This window comes from Pedobacter sp. BMA (genome assembly GCF_001027745.1).
GTDB lineage: Bacteria > Bacteroidota > Bacteroidia > Sphingobacteriales > Sphingobacteriaceae > Pedobacter.
The window spans coordinates 146059-171163 of sequence record NZ_LECU01000003.1; the positions used below are offsets into that span (position 1 = coordinate 146059).

24 protein-coding genes are annotated in these 25105 nt (G+C 40.1%); 8 read left to right on the forward strand and 16 right to left on the reverse strand.

Annotated features, from left to right (window positions below; genetic code table 11):
* The first annotated feature begins 24 nt into the window (after positions 1–24).
* A complete protein-coding gene (locus AB669_RS05040; protein ID WP_047798209.1) occupies positions 25–633 on the forward strand; it encodes an alpha-ketoglutarate-dependent dioxygenase AlkB in 609 nt (202 codons plus the stop codon).
* 61 nt (positions 634–694) lie between these two features.
* Here AB669_RS05040 and AB669_RS05045 read toward each other — a convergent pair whose 3' ends face one another.
* Positions 695–1486 carry a hypothetical protein gene (locus AB669_RS05045; RefSeq protein ID WP_047798210.1) on the reverse strand — a complete coding sequence of 264 codons (792 nt, stop codon included), beginning with the start codon at positions 1484–1486 and terminating at the stop codon, positions 695–697.
* A gap of 196 nt (positions 1487–1682) precedes the next feature.
* On the opposite strand from AB669_RS05045, the gene AB669_RS05050 reads away from it, so the two are divergent.
* Together AB669_RS05050 and AB669_RS05055 are read left to right on the forward strand one after the other, a co-directional pair.
* Entirely contained in the window at positions 1683–2081 is a 399-nt protein-coding gene (locus tag AB669_RS05050) for an META domain-containing protein (protein WP_047798211.1), read from the forward strand.
* Positions 2082–2158: 77 nt separating this feature from the next.
* Complete coding sequence (locus tag AB669_RS05055; protein WP_047798212.1) at positions 2159–3085, forward strand: YihY/virulence factor BrkB family protein; 927 nt, start codon at positions 2159–2161, stop codon at positions 3083–3085.
* A 63-nt stretch (positions 3086–3148) separates the two neighbouring features.
* Here AB669_RS05055 and AB669_RS05060 read toward each other — a convergent pair whose 3' ends face one another.
* Positions 3149–3739, reverse strand: a complete 591-nt coding sequence (locus AB669_RS05060; protein ID WP_047798213.1) for a porin family protein — start codon at positions 3737–3739, stop codon at positions 3149–3151.
* A 23-nt stretch (positions 3740–3762) separates the two neighbouring features.
* Entirely contained in the window at positions 3763–4059 is a 297-nt protein-coding gene (locus AB669_RS05065) for a hypothetical protein (protein ID WP_047798214.1), read from the reverse strand.
* A 134-nt stretch (positions 4060–4193) separates the two neighbouring features.
* Here AB669_RS05065 and AB669_RS05070 point away from each other — a divergent pair, with 134 nt between their 5' ends.
* Complete coding sequence (locus tag AB669_RS05070; RefSeq protein ID WP_047798215.1) at positions 4194–5348, forward strand: lipopolysaccharide assembly protein LapB; 1155 nt, start codon at positions 4194–4196, stop codon at positions 5346–5348.
* On the opposite strand, the gene AB669_RS05075 is transcribed toward AB669_RS05070, so the two are convergent.
* The 6 genes from AB669_RS05075 to AB669_RS05100 all read right to left on the reverse strand — a co-directional run bounded on the left by AB669_RS05075 (position 5345) and on the right by AB669_RS05100 (position 12778).
* Positions 5345–5806, reverse strand: coding sequence for a DUF4268 domain-containing protein (locus AB669_RS05075; protein ID WP_047798216.1), 462 nt, complete (start codon positions 5804–5806; stop codon positions 5345–5347). The genes AB669_RS05070 and AB669_RS05075 overlap by 4 nt on opposite strands.
* 125 nt (positions 5807–5931) lie before the next feature.
* A complete protein-coding gene (locus tag AB669_RS05080; RefSeq protein ID WP_197082358.1) occupies positions 5932–6795 on the reverse strand; it encodes a sugar phosphate isomerase/epimerase in 864 nt (287 codons plus the stop codon).
* Positions 6796–6867: 72 nt separating this feature from the next.
* Complete coding sequence (locus AB669_RS05085) at positions 6868–9510, reverse strand: glycoside hydrolase family 78 protein (protein ID WP_047798446.1); 2643 nt, start codon at positions 9508–9510, stop codon at positions 6868–6870.
* A gap of 113 nt (positions 9511–9623) precedes the next feature.
* Positions 9624–10208 carry a riboflavin synthase gene (locus tag AB669_RS05090; protein ID WP_047798218.1) on the reverse strand — a complete coding sequence of 195 codons (585 nt, stop codon included), beginning with the start codon at positions 10206–10208 and terminating at the stop codon, positions 9624–9626.
* 13 nt (positions 10209–10221) lie between these two features.
* Complete coding sequence (gene accC / locus AB669_RS05095; RefSeq protein WP_231582625.1) at positions 10222–11736, reverse strand: acetyl-CoA carboxylase biotin carboxylase subunit; 1515 nt, start codon at positions 11734–11736, stop codon at positions 10222–10224.
* A 19-nt stretch (positions 11737–11755) separates the two neighbouring features.
* A complete protein-coding gene (locus AB669_RS05100; protein WP_047798219.1) occupies positions 11756–12778 on the reverse strand; it encodes a low specificity L-threonine aldolase in 1023 nt (340 codons plus the stop codon).
* Between the two features lie 217 nt (positions 12779–12995).
* On the opposite strand from AB669_RS05100, the gene AB669_RS05105 reads away from it, so the two are divergent.
* Positions 12996–13853: an N-acetylglucosamine kinase gene (locus AB669_RS05105; RefSeq protein ID WP_047798220.1), complete on the forward strand. Its 858-nt coding sequence runs from the start codon at positions 12996–12998 to the stop codon at positions 13851–13853.
* A 119-nt stretch (positions 13854–13972) separates the two neighbouring features.
* Here AB669_RS05105 and AB669_RS05110 read toward each other — a convergent pair whose 3' ends face one another.
* On the reverse strand, positions 13973–14662 hold the full coding sequence (locus AB669_RS05110) for an NUDIX domain-containing protein (RefSeq protein ID WP_047798221.1): 690 nt from the start codon (positions 14660–14662) through the stop codon (positions 13973–13975).
* 111 nt (positions 14663–14773) lie between these two features.
* On the opposite strand from AB669_RS05110, the gene pfkA reads away from it, so the two are divergent.
* Genes pfkA through gap form a run of 3 tightly spaced genes read left to right on the forward strand, consistent with a single transcriptional unit; the run spans position 14774 to position 17610 of the window.
* A complete protein-coding gene (pfkA, locus tag AB669_RS05115; RefSeq protein ID WP_047798222.1) occupies positions 14774–15760 on the forward strand; it encodes a 6-phosphofructokinase in 987 nt (328 codons plus the stop codon).
* Positions 15760–16602, forward strand: coding sequence for a hypothetical protein (locus AB669_RS05120; RefSeq protein ID WP_047798223.1), 843 nt, complete (start codon positions 15760–15762; stop codon positions 16600–16602). The genes pfkA and AB669_RS05120 overlap by 1 nt, the downstream gene beginning before the upstream one ends.
* Before the next feature lie 9 nt (positions 16603–16611).
* Positions 16612–17610, forward strand: a complete 999-nt coding sequence (gene gap / locus AB669_RS05125; RefSeq protein WP_047798224.1) for a type I glyceraldehyde-3-phosphate dehydrogenase — start codon at positions 16612–16614, stop codon at positions 17608–17610.
* A 712-nt stretch (positions 17611–18322) separates the two neighbouring features.
* Here gap and AB669_RS05130 read toward each other — a convergent pair.
* From AB669_RS05130 to AB669_RS05155, 6 genes are all read right to left on the reverse strand, one after another.
* Positions 18323–18931 (reverse strand): Crp/Fnr family transcriptional regulator, encoded by a 609-nt coding sequence (locus AB669_RS05130; RefSeq protein ID WP_047798225.1) that lies wholly within the window; start codon positions 18929–18931, stop codon positions 18323–18325.
* A 194-nt stretch (positions 18932–19125) separates the two neighbouring features.
* A complete protein-coding gene (locus tag AB669_RS05135) occupies positions 19126–20106 on the reverse strand; it encodes a type IX secretion system membrane protein PorP/SprF (protein ID WP_047798226.1) in 981 nt (326 codons plus the stop codon).
* A 13-nt stretch (positions 20107–20119) separates the two neighbouring features.
* Positions 20120–21064 (reverse strand): gliding motility-associated C-terminal domain-containing protein, encoded by a 945-nt coding sequence (locus AB669_RS05140; RefSeq protein ID WP_082120597.1) that lies wholly within the window; start codon positions 21062–21064, stop codon positions 20120–20122.
* Between the two features lie 33 nt (positions 21065–21097).
* A complete protein-coding gene (locus AB669_RS05145) occupies positions 21098–21790 on the reverse strand; it encodes a hypothetical protein (RefSeq protein ID WP_156166678.1) in 693 nt (230 codons plus the stop codon).
* A 25-nt stretch (positions 21791–21815) separates the two neighbouring features.
* Positions 21816–23966, reverse strand: a complete 2151-nt coding sequence (locus AB669_RS05150; protein WP_082120598.1) for an Ig-like domain-containing protein — start codon at positions 23964–23966, stop codon at positions 21816–21818.
* 158 nt (positions 23967–24124) lie between these two features.
* Positions 24125–25096, reverse strand: a complete 972-nt coding sequence (locus AB669_RS05155) for a type IX secretion system membrane protein PorP/SprF (RefSeq protein ID WP_047798230.1) — start codon at positions 25094–25096, stop codon at positions 24125–24127.
* Positions 25097–25105: the final 9 nt, after the last annotated feature.

Below are 25105 nucleotides of genomic sequence, written 5' to 3' on the forward strand. Positions count from 1 at the left end.
ACACGTCATTTTGAAGCATCATATATGGATCTTTTCAATCAGGATATAAACGTTTCACCTAATCTGCTTCCTTATGGTGGAACCGTAAACTACTACGGCCAGCTATTTGCAAACCCTGTTGCGGATGAATATTTTGACTTGTTGATGAACACCATCGACTGGAAAAATGACGAAGCCTTTATTATGGGCAAACATATTATTACCAAGAGAAAAGTAGCCTGGTACGGTGATGAGGCTTTCTCCTATACGTATTCAAAGGCAACAAAAACGGCCTTACCATGGACGAATGAACTACTCGAACTTAAGCATATAGCCGAGCAGAAAACGGGTACCACATACAATTCATGCCTGCTAAACTTATATCATAATGGCGATGAAGGCATGGCTTATCACAGTGATGATGAGCGTGCATTGGCTGAGCATGCTGCAATTGCTTCATTAAGCTTTGGCGCTACGCGTAAGTTTCTGTTCAAGCACAAGGAAAGCAAGGAGATGATATCCGTTTTTCTGGAACATGGCAGCCTGCTGGTGATGAAAGATGAAACACAAGAGAACTGGCTTCACCGATTACCACCAACAAAAAAGGTGCTGCGCCAACGTGTAAACCTCACGTTCAGAACGATGGTGGTTTGAAATTCTGTTAAACAAAAATGGCCTGTATTTAAACAGGCCATTTTTGTTTTTTAGGGGTTATCTATTTCTTGAATTCACTGATGTCAACAATACGATCTGAATTTCCGTTGTATTTTAAGAATGGTGTACCGTGGTTATTGGTTGTCCACGAATAATTTGATGCAATTTCATTCTGAATACCCGCTGCATTGGCCAGTAAACTAGCCGGAACCGTCAGGCTTTGTGTTTCGCCATTGCGATAGTTAACCTGATAAAGTTCCTTTTCTGTTAAAAACACGAGCGTAGTTTTGTCTCTCGAATACATTAAAAACTTACCTTGAATCCGCTCATCGGGATTTTGTCTCTTAATGGTATTGATTTTCCCACTCACTGAATTTACAATATAATCGTTGTTAATAACGAAATTGGTTCTGGTCAGCTCAACCAGGCCCTGGGTATATAAACCATCATTTTTTCCTTTGGAAGCCTTATCCAGACTCATCACTTCAACTGAACCATCCTTTAACGCAAATACATAAAATGGCGCTACGTTTTGGGTAGAATCTACAACTTGTGCCACTACTGCCGTATTCTGGCTGTTCACAAACCTCGCATTTCTAAATTCAACAGCCAGCTTATTTTTCCCATTCTGAACGGATAAGGTAGTATCACGGTATTGGATTTTGAAGTGTTCTTGTCCGTCGGCACGATTCGAATCAATTTTTACTAATGTGAATATGGCTTTTTCTGATTTCGGGATTTCATCAAAGGTTTGATTTGCAGCTATTGGTTCCGGACTGTAGGTTTTCTCCAGATTCCCTTTGCAGGCAAAAAGTGCAACACAAGAGATGAGGGCTAATAATTTGATTTTCATATGTAACTGTTTTTATTTTTTCACGAAGTTATAACCTTTCTGTTTACACATTAAAAAATCAGCAGAAATACATAAAATTGTTGCACAAATCCGATCCCGATCACCGCCTGCTTTACGCTTAAAAGGTTAAAATACAGCGATGCGGTAATAATGGATTAGTTTTTGTTCGTATGAACATAATCATTAAAACTAAGCCATGAAAAACCTCATCTTCTGTAGCCTCATCATCTGTTTATTGAGCGCATGTATTGAAAAAATAGATGCTTCCAAGCTGGAAAACACCAAATGGGAACTTACCTCATTACCGGGAATAACTTTACCGCCTACCACCAAAGCCACCTTAAATTTTGCAGACAGTTTAAAAGTAAGCGGGAAATCGTTTTGTAACAGTTACGGAGGTAAAGCCGAGATTACCGGGGATAAAATTGCCTTGCAAAATTTCTTCGGTACTAAAATGTTCTGTCAGGAAACAGATGCAGCAGAACGATTTTATCTGCACACTATTAATCAGGTAGATGGGGCAAAACTAAGTGACAACAAGCTTTACCTGCTGAGTGGGAAAAAGACATTAATGGAATTTACAAAAGCGAATTAACGATCTTTAACATTTGCCAATCTGCATTTTTTGATTAAAAATTAATAATTTCGACCTTTTAAGTTACGCCCCAAACGATGCCAGTGTCTATTACAGCAGATTTAAAGTTCTTTTTTACCACTGTAAAAAATGCATTTGGTTTATTCCAAAAGAATGACCCATTACGCCTGGCTGGCGCCACAGCATTTTTCACAAACTTTGCGCTTCCCCCTATTCTGATTATCCTGATCAGATTGTTTGGTATGTTTACAGACAGGAGATTATTGGTTACCCATATTTTTGAGCGGCTGGCCAATATTCTGGATCAGGACAGTATTCAGCAAATCCGATCAACACTTAGAAATATCAGGGGGATTGATCAGGCATGGTATGTGACGCTACTCAGTTTTATATTTTTCCTTTTTGTTGCCACTACCTTGTTTAACGTGATTAAAAATTCGCTTGAACAAATCTGGAATATAGGTCATAAAGATAAAAAAGGAATCATTAACACGCTAAAATCAAGGGCCATTTCAGTAACCATCATTCTGCTTGCAGGAATTTTATTTTTCTTTGGGCTTTTAGCCGATAGCGTCCAGGCTTTCATCGGTTCTTACCTGAAGTCTAACTCTCCATCTTTCGAACTTGTGTTGACCTCTGTTATTAACCAACTGGTATTTATTTTTATCGTGACCACCTGGTTTACGATGTTATTCAGGTTTTTGACGAACGGCCGGCCGACATGGCGGGCAGCAATTTCAGGGGGATTGTTAACGGGATGTTTATTTACCGCAGGAAAATACATCCTCCGGATTCTACTGCCTTTAAGTAACATCAGCAATATTTACGGTTCAGCAGGGTCGATCATTGTGATCATGCTTTTCGTGTTTTACTCTTCGCTGATATTTTATTTTGGAGCGTCATTTATTAAGGCACTCAGCGTGCAAAGCGCGACGCCCATTATACCTAAAAACGGTTCCTTTGCTTACGAGCTTACCGAAGTGGAACCAAACCAGCCCAATTAATTCTATAAAAAACAAAAGGCAGGTTTAATAAAACCTGCCTTTTGTGTAACCTTATATGATGGGTTAGAAAATTCTATATCCCAATCCTACGGTAAATAAATTAAGCTTTGTGCCAGGATATCCTGATTTATTAATTTTGGATAAACCCAGTTCATAACGCGCATCAATGCTTAGTTTTTTAATATCAAGCGCTGCACCAAACTGCCACGCAAGGGCCTGGTTCTTAAAGTCTGCTCTAAAAACACTGCCAGCTGCATCTTTCAGGCTTTGGTTTTCATCCAGAATCAATGAAAACATAGGCCCTGTATTTAATCTTACTCCTAGCCCAAGCGCTCCGATTTTGGTTCCTATTAACAATGGAACATCCAGACTGGTGAAATTAACCCTGTTAACCTGCCCTGTGGCGTCGCTTACCAGGTTTGCTTTTTTGCCGGATACATAAAGTTCTGGTTGAAAATGCACACCCGCAGCACCTATCCTTGCCCAAACACCGCCATAAAAACCTGCACGGTTCTCACTGCTAAAGGTGTTTTCACTATCGAATTTCGAAAAATTTGCACCTGCTTTCAATCCAAACTGAAATGATGGTAAAACCTGTGCGCTGGCGGCGAATCCAAAAAGCAGGAATGCAGCGGTTAAAGATAAAAGTTTCATAATTTAAGATGATTTAGATTTCGCTAGCTTGTGGCATTATTGATGGCCTCTTGTTCTTTAAGGGCATCAACATTGTTTTTATCACCAAAGTTTTGCGTTTTGCCTGCAAAGTAATCTAAAATTCCTGAGATTGTTTCTAAGTTATCTGCCAAATTTTGATGAACATCAGGTAAATCTTTTTCTAACCTACCGTCGCCAAGCTCAATATTATCAACTTCAATTTTACCAATTTTCTGAATAAGTGCCTGTTGTGAATTTTGTAAATCTTCTAACTCACGCACAATCTTTTCCATTAATTCAAACTTCTTTAAAGTATTCATAGGTTCTTATTTTTAATGTTAAATGTTTCCCTAATAAACCCTTACCTCCCGTTTTTGTTTTATTTTATCTGAATGTTGATCAATCACTTGGAATTGTAAAAAACAACTAATAAATTAGTTTAAAATTAAATTCCATGAAAAAGCTTCTTTTATTATTTTTTCTTCTGGTGATGATGAGCGAGAGCAGGGCGCAAACTCCTGTGGTGGTTGATAAGGAAAAACTATTTGATTTGTATCAGGCCCAGCGATATGCAGAGGCAGGAGAATACCTGAAAGGGATTTATGGATCAGAAAATAGCGACGTGAAGATACTTACTCAGGTTGGCTACTGTTTTTTAATGGGTGGAAATTATCCGGAGGCAGAGAAATTCTATGTGAAAGCCTACAGCATACAGCCACAAAACTTACCGGTTCTTTTCAGTCTCGGAAGCATCAATACCAGGAGAGGTAATCATGAAAAAGCGAGAAATTATTATGGAGAAATTGTAAAGTTAGACAGCAATAATTTTAGCGTGTATAAATTACTGGCAAACCTGTATTCGCATAAAGATTCCATGCGATTGGTCTATTTACTTAAGGCCAACAAGCTTAATCCTGGCGACGGAGATGTGGCGGGAGATTTGGCTGAGATTCATGCTGTTTATCAGAATTATGAAAAGGCATATCAGGTGATTGATATTGCACTTAAAGCTGACAGTGAAAATCTGGTACTCCAAAGGGCAAAGCTTCCAATAGCCAATCAGCTGAAAAAATACAAGGAGGTAATCCTATCGGGAGAACGCCTTTTGAGGGACCTTATCGATGCAGGAGTAGTCAAAGATGTCGCCAAAGCCTATTATTATACCCAGGATTATCAAAAAGCAATCAACCTGTTTAAAAAACTTGAAGCGTTAAATATGCAAAATGAAGCCACGCTTTACTTCACGTCACTAAGTTACCGGGCATTGAAAAACTACCCGCAGGCTACTGCTTATACCATAAAGACAATAGCGGAAGCCATATCGCCGAATACCTCCAGCTATTATGGCTTGCTGGGGATGGTTTATCAGGAAAATAATAAACTCGATCTGGCATTGGCTGCATACAAAAAAGGCCTTCAATTTAAGGCCAATCCAACGCTATTCTACAGAATGGGAATTCTTTACGATACAAAACTCGGGAAAAGCAAAACTGCACTCCATTACTACAATCAATACCTGAGGAACAAACCTGATGTAACAGATGAAAAAGAGGAAATCGAGTACACAAAAGCCAGAATTGCTCGGCTTGCTTTGGCCAGCACTGATTAAACTAAATCCTCGAATACCGGCTTTACATTGTCCCAGAATTCATCTAAAGCAATTATTCTGGGCTTGAAAAAGGAAATCAGATCAGGCCAGTGCTGTTGGTTAAACACGCTAACACCTTCCAGCGCAGTCCATATTCGGCTAAGAGATTTGCCGTATTCATCACTGGCATCCTTTTGCCAATCCCATTCTTCACCTAAAGTAGCGGTGAGCATGCCTTTAAATTCCTCGAATTGGTCAAATATCAGCTGTCTGATATCCGCATCTGGATGGGTAAGCTGAATGGATATCATGGCCTTTTTATTGGTGACATCCATTTTAAAAAAGATGTTTTTTACACCGGTACGATAGTTTACCCAATGTACGGTTGATCCACTTGCTGAGGGTACAGGCTTCATATACTGACCTAAACTGATCCAAAACTGTTGCTTTAACCTCGCCGCTTCTTCTTTACTGTACATGTTAACTTGATGGTAAAATAATAATGTGCCTTGCAGGCAAATCCATTGAAAACGCAAATTTAGGGAAAAAGAGCATTTTAACAACGTTATTGGAAATACTGGCGACTTTACTGAGAATACAGCACTTATTTGTTTAAGTAGACCTCATTTAGCTGGGCGGTAAGGTATAGATAGGCCTGGGGATATTCCACTACAGGCTCTTTCGTGCTGCCCTCAATAAAAATATATCCCTGATAACCGATCGTCTTCAGCGCGCTGAAATATGGTTTAAAATTATCTTTCATTACGCCCGGAAGTGTCCTTTTTTCTTTTTCAGCAAGTTCACACAGGGCGATAATATCCCCGTTCATTAACAGATCAGCCGGTGGTTCAGATTGCCTCATCATGTGAAAGATGTCGGCGTTTAAACGGAAGTTGCGGTGATTGATTGCCCTTACAATTACCGCAGCTTCTTTTAACGATGTGATAAAGTTGGTTTCCGTTTTCTCTAAGTTTTCCAGTACAATGGTCACCTGATATTTCGATGCGATTTTTGCAATTTTGTAACAGCGTTTAATGAAATCTGCTTTAGCTTTTTCCCGGTCATAGCCTTCAGGTATATTTCTGGCACTACCACTTCCAAAAACAATGAATTTAATGCCAACTTTTCTGGCTCTTGATAGCACCACCCTGGCGTAACTCAATACATTTTCTTCATCTACCTCTCCACCAGCGACTTTCAATTCGGCGGGAAAAAAAAGGTTAGCGGTAATCACCTTGCACCTGGCTGATTTAACTTCAAGAAGCTTTTCTTCAAAAGCTTCATCGGTTATTTTAGGTGAAAGTAATCCTGTAACGGATGCACCAATCATGGTAAAACCCGATGCACGTACTAAACTATCCTGAGAAATATTGGCCACTATACCCAGCCGGGGAACCACAGTTTGACTGGCAGCAAAACTAACAAACATAAAAATGCAGGAGAACAAAGCCAATGATCTGATTTTCATAATATTCATTTATACTGTAATATACTGATAAGCACCCAACAATTTTATTCTCCGGCTGACAAATAGCAATTATTAAAGTTTATATTCATAATGATAGGTTCCCGAACCGATTTTTTCTTTCTGATCACCTTTTGGAAGAATTACCGTTGCCGAGGCATTTGCGGGAACAGATACATCGAGTTTGAAAGTGCCATCAGTGATAGTCCAGGACGACTTTACTGTACCATAAACGGTTTCGAGCTCAGCCGAGGCGCTGGTTAACTTACCTCCCGGTTTGGGAGCGATCAGAATTTCCTGATAACCCGGTTTAGCTGCCACGGGATTAATGCCGGCGATATTTTTATACATCCAATCGCCAATAGCTCCATAGGCATAGTGATTAAATGAATTCATATCTGCAGTCTGGAAACTGCCATCCTGCTTGATTCCATCCCAGCGTTCCCATATTGTCGTTGCACCCATTTTAACCGGATATAACCAGGATGGATAACTTTCCTGCAAAAGCAGATCATAGGCCACATTATCGTAACCAAACCTGCTTAATACATGGCAAAGGTATGGTGTACCCAGGAAACCTGTTGTAAGGTGATTGCCATAGCTTTTCACATTATCCACTAACCTCTGGGCAGCTTGCTGGCGAAGATCTTCAGGCAGCATGTCAAACTGCAGGGCCAGCACATAAGCGGTTTGGGTATTGGAAACGAGTTTGCCATTCGGCGTCATATATTCCTGTACATAGGCAGCTTTGATCTTTTTAATAAGTGCAGTATACTTCTCTTCATCCTCCTTTTTACCAAGTACTTTTGCCGCATTGAGCAATAACTGGGTAGAGTGCGCATAAAAAGTTTGTGCAATCATGTATTTATCCGTTACTGCTGCCCTACCGTCATTATCATCATTGGGGCGGTAAAACAGCCAGTCGCCAAAGTGATTGCCACTATTCCAGAGATCGTTTTTGGAAACGGAGGCGATATAATCTACCCATTTTTTCATCCCGGGATATTGGGTTTCCAGCAAGCCTTTGTCAGCATATGCTACGTACATATCCCAGGGGATGATGGTAGACACATCGGCCCATCCCGAGGAACCTGAATCGCCCTGATTGAGTACATTGGGTATCACATAGGGCACGCTCCCGTTGGGCAATTGATCAGCACTTACATCTTTCATCCATTTGGTAAAAAATGCGGCAACATTCATATTGTACGCGGCTGTATTGGCAAAGGCTTGTGCATCCCCTGTCCAGCCTAAGCGTTCATCGCGCTGTGGGCAATCAGTAGGTACATCAACGAAATTACCTTTTTGTCCCCACTGAATGTTGTGCTGAAGCTGATTAAGCAGCGGGTTTGAAGTTGCAAATTTTCCTGTTGTCGCCATATCTGAATACACTGCTACAGCTTTAAGGTCATCCAGTTTAAGCTCTCCGGGATAACCTGTAATTTTTACATACCTGAATCCCTGAAAGCTAAATGTTGGCTGAAAAGACTGTTCCGCATTCCCTTTTAAAATGTAGGTGTTTGTTTGCTTGGCCGAGCGAAGGTTGGTGATGTAGAAATTACCGGCCTTATCCAGTACCTCTGCATGTTGTACATGGATGGCAGTTCCGGCTGGCCCTTTTGCTTTGAGGACAACCCATCCCACCATATTCTGTCCAAAATCTACTACCGTTTCGCCTGCAGGAGTTTTGAAAATCTTTAAAGCCTTAAATTCCTCATGCGTTCGCACCGGAGGGCCGCTCATCCCAACCAGCTTTTCTGTTCCTGAAGGAATTACTGCAACTGCTTTCCAGTCTGTTGATTCTTTATATTCACCTTTATTCCATCCCGGAAGCTCTTTTCTGGCATCATAAGTATCCCCGTCATAAATATTTGAAGACCGGGTGGGACCATAATTAAATTTCCAGCTTTCGTCACTGCCGATCACCTCTTTACTTCCATCGGTATACGCCAGTTCCAGTTGAAAAAGCAAGGCTCTGGTATCACCATAAAATTGTTTCTGATTTGCAAATCCAATTCTCCCTTTATACCAGCCATCGCCCAGAGCAACACCAATAGCATTTGTTCCTTCTTTTATTGATGCGGTTACATCGTAAACCTGATACTGAATATGATCCTTATAACTCGTCCAACCAGGTGCAAAGTAATGATCACTGATTCGCTCACCGTTCAATGAAGCTTCATATAAACCTTTGGCTGTGATATATGCCGTTGCACTGGCAATTTTTTTAACAGATTGAAAGGTTTTTCTCAGAACCGGGCTGGCATAAGCGCTATCAGCACCTGATACCGTAATCCATTTTGCTGACCAGTCTGCTGTCTTTAAACCGGTTTGAAAGAATTGGACAGCTGACCATGGGGAAGTATTTCCATGGTTATCTTTTACCCTGAGCTGCCAGAAATATTTTGTTTTGGAGGAAAGTGCAGGTCCATCATAATTGACAAGCACCGACTGACTACTTTGATTTTGTGGGTTCCACAATACTTTTTTCGCCGCATTTGTTAAGCGGATTTCGTATTGGCTCTGGGTAGTATTTTTGATATCGCTGATCAGTTTCCAGCTGAATCTTGGATGCGGGTTATCTATACTAAAAGGATTTACCAAATGTTCAACAGTTAAATCTCTTACAGCAATTTTTTGTGAATAAACATTCCCGGAAATTACAAAGAGACAAATAGCCGTACAAAGGGCAGTAGGAACAAAACGATATTGATTCATATAAGTGGTTAGGGTTAATTCGTATTTCAACCTTACGATAATGAGCATAATATTTCAGCTGACTATCCTGCACTGTTATGAAAAATAAAAGTTGAATAAACGATAAAGAGAGTTTATTTATTCATCAATCGGGCTACATATTTACCTATAATATCAAACTCCAGGTTAACCTGATCTCCAACTTCAACTTCCTGAAGATTGGTATGTTCGAAGGTATAAGGAATAATAAATACAGAAAACTCATCGGCCTCAGAATTTACAACTGTTAAACTGATTCCATTTACACATGCTGAACCTTTTTCCACCGTCACATTTCCTCCGGCTGCATCATACTTAAAACGATATTCCCAGCTACCATCCAGTTCTTCTCTTTTGATGCAAATCGCAGTCTGGTCAACATGTCCCTGCACAATATGACCGTCTAACCGTGCGTTCATTTGCATACAGCGCTCTAGATTGACTTTACTTCCCACCTTTAACTTTCCGAGACTGGTTTTATTAAGAGTTTCATCGATTGCGGTAACCGTATGACTATGATCATCAAGTGCCACAACAGTCAGGCAAACGCCATTGTGTGCCACACTCTGATCAATCTTAAGCTCATGGCTGATTGGTGATGAAATAGTGAAGTGAATATTGGTATGATCGTGCTGGATGGACTTAATTTCGCCCAGGGTTTCTATAATTCCGGTAAACATTGTAAAAATAAGTTTAATACTTCAATCTGTTTTTTCTCCAGGTGGATGAAGGCTCGCTTGTTAATGAAGATGTATCTCCATTTTTTTCCTTCTGGAATAATTTTGTTGCAATTATTGCCGCAATAAAAGCCTCCTCTTCGTTTTGAGATGATAAGTTTTCAGGTTTAAAATATTTACCAACGAAATGCGTATCAAAATTGCCTGATCTGAATGCTTCATGCTGCATGACAAACTTACCAAAAGCCAGCGTAGTTTCTATCCCGGTAATCTCATATTCTGCAATTGCTCTAATCATGCGTTCAATAGCTTCCGCTCTGTCTTTACCAAAAGTGATCAGTTTGGCAATCATCGGATCATAGTAAATTGGAATTTCCATCCCCTGCTCAAATCCGTCGTCCACTCTTACTCCATTTCCTTTTGGGGTTTTATAGGTTAATAATGTACCAATATCCGGCAGGAAGTTATTTGCGGGATCTTCTGCATATACCCTCAGTTCTATTGCGTGGCCGCTAATCTTGAGGTCGTCCTGAGTAAAACTCAATTTTTCTCCGGAAGCGATTCTGATCTGTTCTTTAACCAGGTCTACACCCGTGATGAGTTCAGTAACGGGATGCTCAACCTGCAAGCGGGTGTTCATTTCCAAAAAGAAAAAGTCAAGATTTTCATCCAGTATGAATTCAACGGTACCTGCACCTGAATAATTTACCGACCGGGCTACATCCACCGCACACTTACCCATCGCTTCCCTGATTTCAGGGGTGAGCACTGAAGAGGGGGCTTCTTCTACCACTTTCTGATGGCGGCGTTGCACGGAACATTCACGCTCAAAAAAGTGAATCACATTGCCATAGTTATCCCCCATTACCTGAATTTCGATGTGCCGTGGAGAACTGACATATCTTTCGATGAATACTGAGCCTTCGCCAAACGCTGAAATGGCTTCACTTACGGCAAGTTGCATCTGCTCTTCGAAATCTTCTACCTTTTCCACTATGCGCATTCCCTTTCCTCCTCCCCCGGCAGCAGCTTTGATTAAAATGGGAAAACCAACTTCAACAGCCCGTCGTCTGGCTTCTTCTACATCTCCCACGGCTTCCTCGGTGCCGGGAACCATTGGAATATTGTACTTGAGGGCAGCAGCTTTTGCAGAGAGTTTATTACCCATAATTTCCATTGCCTTTGGAGATGGGCCGACTAAAATCAATCCTGCATCCGCAACCATTTGTGCGAAAAAAGCGTTTTCTGAAAGAAAACCGTAACCGGGGTGAATGGCTTGCGCCCCTGTGGTTTTACAGGCAGCTATAATTTTTTCACCGACAAGATAGCTTTGATTAGAGGGGGCCGGACCGATACAGACGGCTTCATCAGCATAGCGTACATGAAGTGCGTTCCGATCAGCTTCGGAAAAAACCGCTACCGTTTCAATTCCCATCTCTTTAGCAGAGCGCATGATACGCAAAGCAATTTCGCCCCGGTTGGCAATCAGCAATTTGGAAATTGGTATTGAAGGCCTGGAATCCATCTGCATAAATCAGTTAAATTAAATTCTATAAGTGTAATATTATATCGATAGCCCGGTCAATCATTTCAGGTGTAAGGTCTAAATGGGTAACCAATCTGATGGTACTTGCACTTGTTGTGTTACAATGTAAGCCTTTCTCTTTAAATTGATCAACAATTTTTTGTGCGGTACCTGCAGCAACTTCAAAAATCACGATATTGGTTTCAACGGGCATTATGGATTTCACGTAACTGGTTCTGGCCAGCGCAACGGAAAGTTCTTTAGCATGATCGTGATCCTGTTGTAAACGTTCAACGTGATGATCCAAAGCATAAATTCCTGCAGCGGCTAAAAATCCGGCCTGGCGCATTCCACCTCCAAAAGCTTTTCTGATTTTCCTGGCCTTTGCAATGGTTTGCCTGCTACCAAGCAGAACCGAGCCTACGGGTGCGCCGAGCCCTTTAGAGAGGCAAACGGAAATTCCATCAAAGTATTTACCATACTCCGCTGCTTTATCTCCTGTAGCCACTAAAGCATTAAATATCCTCGCCCCGTCCAAATGAAGCTTTAAACCTTTAACGTTACATAAATGATGAATGGGTGCAATCTGGCCAAGGGTATAGCAAGCGCCTCCACCTTTATTCACTGTATTTTCTAATACAACAAGACTTGAGTTTGGGTAATGAATGTTATCCTCATTGATTTCAGGTTCTATCAGCTCGGGTGTAAGAATCCCGCGTTTACCATATAATAGTCTCACAGATGCTGCTGAATGAAAAGCAATACCGCCGATTTCATATCGGTAAACATGGGCAGTCTGATCACAAATCACCTCATCCATAGGATTAGTAAAACATTTGATGCCGATCTGATTGGTCATGGTTCCTGATGGACAAAACAGCCCCTCTTCCATATGGAATGTTGCAGCCATTTTGGTTTCAAGATTGTGAACAGTTTCGTCTTCACCGAAAACATCATCACCCACTTTTGCACTCATCATCGCATCAAGCATGCCGGGTGTGGGCTTGGTAACGGTATCACTTCTGAAGTCTAAAAATTCCTTATTCATGCTTATGAATTGTAAAATATTTCTTACGGTTAAAAAAAAGACCAATGCCTTTTCGGGTATAATTTTAAGGTTTTTGGGCGATTAAGCCCTCTATATAGTGTATTTTTTACACACTTAAATTTTCACAACAATAAATTGTTAAAAAATTATTAAAAAAAAGGATACAAAATATAAGAGTTTTTATACTTTTATCGTGCTAAAACCAAAAATAAATAAAATGATAGTAATTGCAGACGGTGGATCAACCAAAACAAATTGGTGTCTGATTAACGAGGCCGGCAGAAAAATTTACTTTAATACCGAGGGTTACAACCCTTATTTCTCCAAAGGAGAGTACATTGTAAAATCACTGAATGAAACTCTGCCAGACCACTTGGAAAGAGAAAAACTGACCGGAGTATATTACTATGGTGCTGGATGTTCTACGCCAGGAAATGTGAAAATTGTGGCAGATGCCATGAAACAGGTTTTCACCAATGCCGATGTGTTCGTTGGCCATGATTTACTTGCCTCTTGCAGAGCACTTCTTGGGGACGAGCCAGGATTTGCAGCTATTTTGGGTACAGGAACAAATTCATGTTTATACGACGGATCAGAAATTACGATGAATATCGATTCACTAGGGTACTTCCTGGGTGATGAAGGAAGTGGTTCATATATTGGCAAACGTATCCTGAGTGACTACATGAAAGGTTACATGCCTAAAGGATTACGGGAAGCTTTTTATGACAACTACGCATTAACAAATGAAGATATCTTCGATAATATCTACAATAAGCCACTTCCAAACCGCTTCTGTGCAAGCTTTAGTAAATTTCTTTACGACTTCAAGGATTCTTACGAGGATTATGCCTTCAGCACGATTGACTATGCTTTCACTGCTTTTTTCGAAGCTTTGGTTATCCACTATCCAAACTACAAAGATCATAAATTGAACTGTGTAGGTTCTGTAGGGTATAGCTTCCGAGATATTTTAAGTATTGTTGCCGATCGTTATGAAATGGGTGTTGGTAAGATTATCCGCTCACCAATAGATGACCTGGTACATTACCACCTGGAAATTGCAAAAAAATAAAATATATCTGGTCAGATCGCTGATGCGCCGATCACTATAATGGAAACGCCCCGGCTTGGATTTCAAACCGGGGCGTTTATTTATATGTTAAATCCGAAATATCAGATATGAAGACTAGGTTAAAATGATATTTCTTTGCCAAATAGTTTGGCATATCGCCGTTTATCAAACCGGTATAACGTGGCAGCACGATATGAAACACCCTTTTGCTTTTCATCGAGCTCCTTAAGCACACCAAAGCTCACTATTTTCTTTCTGAAGTTACGTTTGTCGAGCTTTTTACCTAAAATCAACTCATACACATGCTGCAGCTGAGTTAAGGTAAATTTCTCTGGCAAAAGTTCAAAAGCAATAGGCTGGTGCTTAATTCTACGCTTTATTTTCTCCAGACCTTTATCATAAATTTTCTGGTGATCAAAGGCTAATTTAGGAAGATCTGTAATCGGTAACCAGTTTGCCCGCTTGGCATAGTTACTGATCGGACGAAGTTCTTTATCACCTCCTAAACGGATAAGGGCATAATAGGCTAAGGTAATTACCCTGCCTTGTGGATGTCGGTTCGGATCGCCAAAAGCATAATACTGTTCCATATATATGCCGCGTAAACCCGTGAGTTCATATAGAATCCGGGAGGCAGACTGATCGAGACTTTCATCAGGACCAACAATATTACCAGGCAATGCCCACCAATCTTTAAATGGTTCTTCATTTCTTTCAATGAGTAGGATTTTGAGTTCCTTACCATCGAATCCAAACAAAACGCAATCTATTGAGAATACTGAATCTAAATGAGGTAAAATTTGTTCCAAGGTAAAAATTAATTATTATTAGCAGATAAAGGTATGACTTTCAGGAATAAGTAAAAAAAATAAAAAAAATTACTTAGTGTAAAAATTACACACTATATTCGTACTATAAAGATGAAGCCAAATATTAAAAATATAGCTGTACTGACTTCTGGAGGTGATGCTCCCGGGATGAATGCTGCGATAAGAGCTGTTGTACGTACCGGCATTTACCATGGCATTAATATGTTTGGGGTAATGCAAGGATACCAGGGTTTAATTACCGACAACATAAAACCAATGGACGCCCGTTCTGTAAGCAACATTTTACACCTGGGCGGAACGATATTAAAAACTGCACGTTGCCTCGAGTTCAAAACTGAAGAGGGACAACAGATTGCTTATAATAACCTAAAGAAAAACGACATTGATGCATTAGTGGTTATCGGTGGAGACGGGACATTTACCGGAGCTAAACGTTTCTCAGAGACTTTTGGTGTTAAAGTAATCGGGATACCAGGAACTATTGATAATGACTTGGTTGGTTCGGATTTTACATTAGGTTATGATACGGCAATTAATACGGTAATTGAAGCGATTGACAAAATCAGAGATACTGCAGATGCACACGACAGGTTATTCTTTATAGAGGTAATGGGGCGTGATTCAGGGTGTATAGCACTTAGAAGTTCAATTGCAACCGGCGCGGAAGCGGTATTATTACCTGAACGTGAAACGAGCGTAACAGAACTGATCGAAAAACTTGCGTTAGGTGCAGCCACGAAAAAATCTTCGAGTATCGTAATTGTAGCAGAGGGACATAAACAAGGCGGAGCATACGATATAGCAAAAAAAGTGAAGGAAACTTTTGATCATTATGACACAAAAGTTACCATCCTTGGTCATCTTCAACGCGGTGGAAGTCCTAGTAGTTTCGACAGAATTTTAGGCAGCAGACTTGGTTTTGCGGCCGTAAATGCCTTAATTGCAGGCGAAACAGAACAAATGGTTGGCTTAAAAGGCAACGAGATAAAAATGACGAGCATAACAGAGGCACTTACCTCGCATAGCTTTAAGCTTGAACCAGATTTAATGGAAATGACGGAGGTACTCTCTATATAATGATAGCAGTTGTTTACAGCGGATCGAGAACGGCATTTTGGAAGTTAACTCAAAATGGGAAAGTGATTGCTCACTGCAATACTTCAGGTATAAACCCGTGCTTTGTAGACGCCAAAACAACATTACAGATCCTGAATAAAAAAGTTGCCCTGGTTAACAACGCAGAGAACATTAAAAAAATTTATTTCTTTGCTGCAGGTGCTTCCTCACCAGACAGGCAGGAGGAACTGGCTAAAACCTTATCATCTTTTTTCAGGTATAGTAAAATATTTGTTCAAAACGATTTATTTGGAGCAGCGAAAGCAGCTTGTTACGATAAACCGGGCATAGTAGCCATGCTTGGTAGCGGCGCAAATTGTGCCTACTTCGACGGTAAAAAACCTCTTAACAACAATTTTGGACTAGGATATATCCTTGGCGATGAGGGATCATCAAATTATTTTGGCAAAATGCTACTTAAAAATTTTTTAAGCAGAGATTTACCTGCTGATCTGGAAAAAAAATTCGTCAAAAACTACAATTTAGACAGGCCGCAAATTCTGGAAAGAATTTACAATAAGCCTCAAGTCAATGTCTTTCTAACCTCTTTCTTCGACTTCTTTACCCAAAACATTAACAATGACTATATCATTAGAATGATTGATACAGGATTTGAGAAACACTTCGATACTTATATCCTGCCTATGGTAGAAAAGTATGGAGATAAAGAGCTTCATTTTGTAGGTAAAGTAGCTGCTGAATTGGAAGAACGTTTACAGCTTACCGCAAAAAAATATAATCTTGAAATAAAAAGCATTATTAAAGAACCTATAGTAAATTTATTAAAACATTACACTAATTAACAAAAAACAATGAGCAAAATTGGAATAAACGGCTTTGGCCGTATCGGCAGACTGGTTTTCAGAGCTGCATTAAAAAGAGGATTAGATATTGTAGCAATCAACGATTTGATCGAGCCTGATTACATGGCTTATATGTTAAAATATGATACAACTCACGGCAGATTCGATGGTACAATTGAAGTTGTAGATGGTAACTTAGTCGTTAATGGTAAAACTATTCGTGTAACTGCAGAGCGTAACCCTGCTGACTTGAAATGGGATGCTGTGGGTGTTGATATCGTTATCGAATCTACAGGTTTATTCTTAACCCGTGCTGATGCTGAGAAACACATCGCTGCAGGTGCTAAAAAAGTAGTTTTCTCTGCTCCTGCCAAAGATAGCGACATCCCAACTTATGTAATGGGTGTTAACCATGATAAATTAACTGCAGATCAAACTATCGTTTCGAATGCGTCTTGTACTACTAACTGTTTAGCCCCAATCGCTAAAGTATTAAACGATAACTTCGGTATCGTTGAAGGCTTAATGAGCACAATCCACGCGGTAACTGCAACTCAGAAAACTGTGGACGGTCCGTCGGCAAAAGACTGGAGAGGTGGACGTGGTGGTTTCTCTAACATCATCCCTTCATCAACTGGTGCTGCTAAAGCAGTAGGTATGGTACTTCCTGAATTAAAAGGTAAATTAACTGGTATGTCATTCCGCGTTCCGGTTGCTGACGTATCAGTAGTTGATTTAACTGCACGTTTAGAAAAACCAGCTACTTATGAGCAAATCAAAGCTGCTATGAAAGCTGCTTCTGAAGGTGAATTAAAAGGCGTATTGGCTTATACTGAAGACGAAGTAGTATCATCTGACTTCATCGGTGATGATCACGCTTCTATTTTCGACGCAAAAGCTGGTATTTCATTAAACGATAACTTTGTGAAAGTTGTTTCATGGTACGATAACGAATGGGGATATTCATCTGCATTGGCTAAATTCGTAGAATACTACGGTACTTTATAAGAAAATAAGCTTTCAAGCTAATTTTCAATCATTTAAGAGGTGATGTTCTAAAAAACATCACCTCTTTATTTTTAAATGCAATATTTATTAATAAATAACGTTAATTTTTAAGTGATAAATTATATCTTGGATAAAGTTTTAGGGATCTAAAACACTTATTATTTTAAAAATTAGAGACAATAGTGCGATTTTAAGCACTTAGTTTTGATTTTTAACATAAAATTGATTCTACTTGGAGATATAATAACACTTTTTGATAATATTTAACAATTAGTTAACATATTTTCGATGTATATTTGTTCGGTAGTCATTTTTAATCCTTAATCCTTCAGAAAAGATAATCGTAAATAAAAATGACAAAAAAAATACTTAAAAATTTCTTAGTGTATTTTTTACACTATCAATTTTTTTACTATATTTGTAGAGTAATAAACGAACAGGGTTTGTTACCTTAAAAAAGATAAATCATTTTCGAGTAATGCGAATAGCCTGAAAGAAAATTAAAGACAAAGCCTGGCTCATAACAGGTTTATATTTGGTTAGAAAAAAGAGACACATCTGGATAGAGTGTCTCTTTTCTTTTATAAGGAATTTTGGGCAACCTTTTTATCAAACAATTCAGAAATGACCGGGGTATAGAGTTGAGCGTTAAGGGGAAAAAAGATCACACGCAGAATAGTTCAGCTTGCTGCTGGCATAAATTGAAGGAAATTTAGTCTAATTCTTTTATCAACTTACTTCTAATACGACTAAGTGTTTCCAATCGCATTCCTAAAAAGCTGGCTAAACATCTTAATGGCACGTTTGAGGTATCGAACGAATTGAGCTCCAGAAATTTTTCATATCGCCGTTCCGCTGATGGAATCCTCGCCAGGATGGATCTTTCGCAGGCAGCATGATATTGAAGTGCCAGGATTTTCCGTCCAATAATATTAGTTTCAGCATACAAGTCATATAACATTTGAATGGCTGCATTCGGAATAGCCACCAGTTCGGTATCTTCCAAAGCCTGCAGGTACTCTATTGAAGGGCTTATTGATTCACTTGGAGCTTGAATTGCTCCGATGAACTCATTCCCCAAGCTAATCCAGGTGGTAATATCTTTATGATCCTCTTTTATAAATCCCCTCACCAAACCATTTACAACAAAATAAACGGATACGTTGTGATCCAAAGGCGAAAGGATGTACTTATTTTTCCTAACCAGCATAGCATGCGAATTATTTTTTACCTCTTTTACAAAGCCATTGGATATTGGACTTAGGTTGCGGAAATAATCAAGCATAGCATCGACCAGGAAAATCTTACGAGATTCGAGCATATAATTAATAGGGATAAACGAATAGACCCATAATTATAGCAAAACATTAGCAGAAAATAAAATAAAGTCGACGATTAAACCTTCATAACGGATGAACCATTAAAAAAAACACTTTCTACCACATAAATTACTAATAATCTGGAAGATCCGAAACTATTCAGCTCATTTGATTAGCAGAAAATATTAAACCTGAACTAAAAATAACACTTTGGCCTCCGGCTTTTCTTAGTCACGAAATAGTAACCCACAGAAATTTCATGAGAACCATAATCATAATTACTCAATTTATTCAGGCTATAATCATAACCATAGCCTACACGAAGGTTAGTGTTTACGAACAGCTCACCAATGAATCCTATTGCCGCCCGGTCTCTCAAATCATTCTGCAGGTTGGTTTTAGGATAGATTTTAATTGAGGTTCTGTAAACTGCTCCTAACCAGAAGCGTTCTTTCACCAACATAAAAGCATTCAAATCCAGAGAAGTTGGCCCCTTTAGGTCGTCCTTAATTAAAAAGGTGGGTTTAAATACGAATTGGTCATTCAGCGGTAGCGCCAGTCCGGATGTTAAATAGAAATGAGGTTCTATTTTGATATTCAGACTGCTGTAATCTGCTCCCACAGACAGCGTCTTACTCAAAAGGTTGTCTGCTGAAAAACCGATAAAAAACTTCTCGTTTGAATAATGCATACCTGCACGGATATCCGGCATAATCTGACTTACGCTACCTGTTGGAATACGGTTATCACCCAACTCAATTGCATCAAGCTGGCTCCCATCTAATCCTGTTTGAATAACTCCTACCCCCAGCCCAAAAGCAAGAATATTGGTTTCAGTACGATCTAATTTAATGCGGTATGCAAAATTTGCAGAGGCACTAAGTGTACTTTGCGCACCGATTTTATCTTTTGTGATGATCCCTCCTATCCCCAGGCTCTCATCATTTATAGCCTCATCGGCGGAAAGGGAAAGCGTTTGCGGCGCCCCCTTAATCCCCGTCCACTGTGCCCGTGCAAAAGCTTGCAGGTAGAGTTCTTCTTTATATCCGGTATAGGCGGGATTAATGTATATGCCATTGAAAACATACTGGCTGAACTGCGCATTTTGCTGAGCATCGATTTGCAGTGAACAAATCATAGTCGCAAAAAACAAGATCAAATGCTTTACCGTTTTCATTGTTTTATTCAATTTATCTGATGAGGGTGATATATCCTTTGTATTCGATCCAGTCACCGTTACCATTTTTTACCTTTACCACATAGAAATACGTACCATCGCTCAAGCCGGGAGCAGTCCAGTCGTTCAGGTAACCTTTTGATTGAAAAACCGTACTTCCCCAACGGTTAATCACCGTGACATCGTTAAATTCGAAAGCACTCAGGTTCTCCAGATAAAATGTATCATTTTTCCCATCCCCGTTGGGAGTAAATACATTTGGTATTCTTAAACCTGAGATTTCTTTCTGATCTGTTGATGTGTTATTAGTGAGTACCGGATCGAACTCTTTTGCGTTAACTGTTGCCGTATTGGTTACCATTCCAGGCTGTCGCGCGCGAACTTTTACAATCAGTTCGGCAAAATTTCCGTTTGCGAGAAAATCAATATCCCAGCCAATGGTTCTGGTCGCGGTATTATAGTTCGCTACGCCCACGGTTGGCTCAGATAGGCTTTCGAAAATGAGATTATCCGGCAGCGCATCTTTTATGTTTAAAGATGTAGCATCACTATTTCCATTGTTTCTCACATCAAGATAATATTCAAAGACCTGATTACTCAGCACATTTCGGCGTTCTGAACGTTTAGTAATGGCTACATCGGCAGATGCAATATCCTCTACAACAAGTTCAATTTCGTCTGATAAATCTGATGTACAGCCAAAACTGTTGATGGAGGCTACACGATATATTCCTGCAGTTGCAGTAACGATACTTTCTTTATTCTGCCCGTTTACAAGTATACCATCCTTATACCAAATGTACGTGGTGGCCCCTCCCGAGTTTGCGCGCAAAGCTATCGCCGATCCTTTTTTGATCGTGATTAATTGCCGCCCACCGGGTACGGTCTGGCCAGTTACTGCTGTACCTAAAAACAACAGACAAGCCATAAACAGGAAGGTATAAAACCTAAGCCTCATTTAATTGATAAACAGAAATAGAAATTACCTTAATTAAAAAGTAACTGGAGTTGCGCCGCCGATAGCTGAACCAGGTGTAATGGTTGGTTTCGTTGGTTTAGGTGCAACCACAACATCATGCGTCGCAGTTTCAGGGCAATATTTGTTGGTACCGATTAAGTAACCTGCTCTTAACAAATATTTTGTAGTTCCAACGCTTGATGCAGCCACTGTTGGTGTATAATCTTTTTGAGTTGCTCCGGAAATAGGTGTTTCAGTTGAACCAGAAACAGTATACCATTGGTAAGCGAAAGTTGTTGTATTGGGATCAGTGCTGCTTACACTTCCTACCTGGGTTAATGGCGATTCGATACAGTAGCTAGCTGAAGTAAAGTCAACCGTTAACGGTTTTAGCACATAAACCGGAATCTCCTGCATTTCAGATTCGCAGGATCCCGCAGTAGTCGATTTTGAGCTTAGGTAATAATATCCTGTTTGCAACGTACCTGCAGGTATCGTATTTCCAGTTGTTAAAGTAATAACCGTAGATGGTGTAGTGGTAGCCGTAGCGCTATACCTTACGATCCAGTCAGTATTTGATGCAGCTGGCGGCAAGGTTAAACCGGAACCAGCACAGAAAAGGCTTACGCCTGTGGTAGTTGGCAACACCTGTGCGGAAGATGTTAATGAAGTGCAGGCTAAGATCACTGCAAAGAATAAAATTGCTTTTGTAATTGTACGTTTCATGGGGACTTTTTTTTGTTTTTTTGATTTAATATTGTGATGAAATAGGAACCAGCACATGTGGGGCTGGTGGTCTTTGATTTACTTTTAAATTGAAATTGATTGATGTGCTGCAGCCACGATCATTCTTAAGGGTTAAAACTCCTGGATAAGTTCCTGGGGCAATATGTGCCGGCACATCAAATGGAATCTTATTAGCAGGCAAAGGCTGATCAGTTACAGTTGTAAAATCTGTTGAACTCCAGGTGATGCTATAGCTAACCGGATTGTATTGTGAATTTGTATAACTTAAAGACGAACTAATAAAGCCTGCACAGATCTCCGGATCAGCTCCCAAGGTAAGCTCAGGTAGATTATTCACGGTAATGGGAAAGTTTGAGCTGTAAGCACAGGCTGAAGGACTATCGGCAATAGTGTATCGAATTGTGGTACTGCCCGCAGAAACACCCGTCACAACTCCCGATGCACTAACTATAGCGACGGCTGGATTTACACTCGACCAGGTTCCGCCCGGGGTAGAGTTGCTTAAGGTTCCAGCCGATCCAATGCAAATGCTTGACGTACCTGCTGTAGCACTTACCGCAGCAAGTGGTTTTACCGTAACTAATACTGGCGACCGGCTACTACTTATACAACCAGTTGTCGTATTATAAGCCTCAACATAATACGTCCGATTAGCAGTGAGTACAGGTGTGCTGTATGTGGTGGCCGTGGTTAATAATGTACCATTTGTTGCTAAATCATACCAACGGTAGGCAATGCCTGTAACAGGATTGTCAACATATAATGTAGCAGTTGAACCTGAACATGTCGTTGTATTTGCAGCAGAAACAATTGGTAAGGGATTTACATTGATGGTAACTTTGACTCTTTCGGAGATCGAAGCGGTACAGTTATCCCGTTTCGATTGCACATAATAAGTATGGGTACCAACTGACAAGCCAGTGAGGGTGTAAGTTGGGCCGATATGTAAACTTGTAGTTGTGGTTTGATCCGCATACCAGTTGTATGTGGTACACGATTGGATATTGTTAACTGATAAAACTGTCGACGGGACGGCAAAACATACATCCTTTGTCACAGCCAGGGCACCATCAATTAGCGTTACTGGTTTAGGGATAACTTTAGTGACATTATAAACTCTTACGCTCCCACTAATCCCCAAAGCACCTCCATAAGAAATGCGGACTCGGTCGAATGAAGAGTTTACGGCAAAGCTTATTTCTGTTAAATTTGGATATCCTGGGACTGATTTACTTACGATACCGCTGGCAGTAGTGGCTGAAGTCAAACCGTTCGCACCAAGGTAAGTTTGAATACCTAATCCTCCAAATAAATTTAATCCACCTCCAAGGTTTTCAATGATCACCTTCGCCGAATCACCAGGAACTGAAGCCCTGGCAAACACAGCCGTCAGGTAAGCAGAGTTTAACACATTTAAACCTGCACTTAGCGAAGCATAGGTAGTGTAGGGACTTGCATCGATGGCACTTGCCTCGCCTGACACGGAGCCAAAGGCACTACCAATAGGCAAAACTGAATTGTCTGATAATCCACTGATGACATCAATTCCTTTGTCGCAATCGGGAATCTGCGTGGTATTTTCCAGTATATAAGCACCATATATATCTGTGGAAATAGGGATAGAAAGAATACCCCCGGTAAGCTTCACATAAATACCATTTGCTTGTTCTCCTGAAGTGAGCTGTACAGGAATCTCAACTGTACCAGGACCACCAACCAGCCCAACTACTGTTGTTCCGTTATATTTTAGGGTTTGTATTTTTGCAGTTCCCGATGTGGTGTACCTGAATGTACCGATTTCAATTGCGCCACCTGCATTCAGAAAAGTTGAGGGAAGTGAAAGCTTGACATATATTGTATTGGGTCCGCTTATTACTTTCCGGTTAGTTTTGTTTGCATCCCTAAATTCCAGAAACTGCGTAATATCTGCCCCTAAAACTGCTTGTAAATATAAATTACTACTTGTAAAAGGATCTTCATCAACCGCATTTGAAGGATCATTTACAGTACCGGTTGACAGGAAATTTATATTGCGTTCAAAAAATTGTGAATTAGCGTATACGCGCGACTGATTCGCACATGCCTGGGCATACAAATGATAAGGGAGGACTAAAATAAGCCCAAGTACAAGGGATAGACAGAAATACCGTTTCAATTTGTTTGGGAGAGCACAACTTAAACGTTTACCCCTCTCTTTACGTAAAACTGAATAACGCGGTTTTTCTAATTATTCTTTTCGTTCATTATTTTTTCCAAAAAGAACATATCTATACCCAACCCTTCAATTTTAAACCATTTAATTTTTATAAAAAATTAGAAATAACATTTTGGACGTCGGCTTTTCGCAGTATTTAAGTAGTAGCCAATCGATATTTCATGCGAGCCGTAATCGTAATTACCGAGTTTATTTAAGCTATAATCATAGCCATAACCAATCCTTAAGTTAGACTGCACAAAAAATTCTGCAATTAAGCCTATTGCACTCCTGTTTCTCACGTCAGACTGAAGCAAAGGTTTAGGATATAATTTAACTGAAGTCCGGTACACTCCACCAAGCCATAATCGTTCCCGGATCATCATAGAAGCATTAAGATCCAGGGAGGTTGGTCCATTAAGGTCATCTTTGATTAAAAAAGATGGCTTGAATAAAAAGTCATTGTTCATCGGAAAAACCATTCCGGCGGTTAAATAAAAATGTGGCTTACTGGTAATGCTTAATAAACTGTTATCCTGAAAAACCGATAAATATTGCGACAACAGGTTATTCGCGGAAAATCCAACAAAAAATTTCTCATTAGAATAATGAACCCCGGCTCTGATGTCTGGAACCAACCGACTTTCAAATCCTGTTGGAATCCTGTTATCCCCGGATTCTGTAGGATCAAGCAAACTACCGTTTAAACCCATCTGCATCACGCCTACTCCCACGCCAAAGGCCAGAACATTTGTTTCAGTCCGGTCTAACTTAATTCGATACGCGAAATTCCCTGATAGATTTAATGAACTCTGTGCACCAATCTTATCTTTGGATACTAAAAGTCCCAAACCCAGTCTCTCATCCTTTACCGCCTCATCAACGGAAATTGAAAGCGTTTGGGGCGCCCCTTTAATTCCTGTCCATTGGGAACGGACAAAGGCCTGCATATACAATTCCTCTTTATATCCTGCATAGGCCGGATTAATAAACAGCCCGTTAAACATATACTGGCCAAACTGCGCATTTTGCTGCGCGATGGTTAACATGCAGCACAAACATAAAAACAGTGTGATCAAAATCCTTTTCATACGCTCATC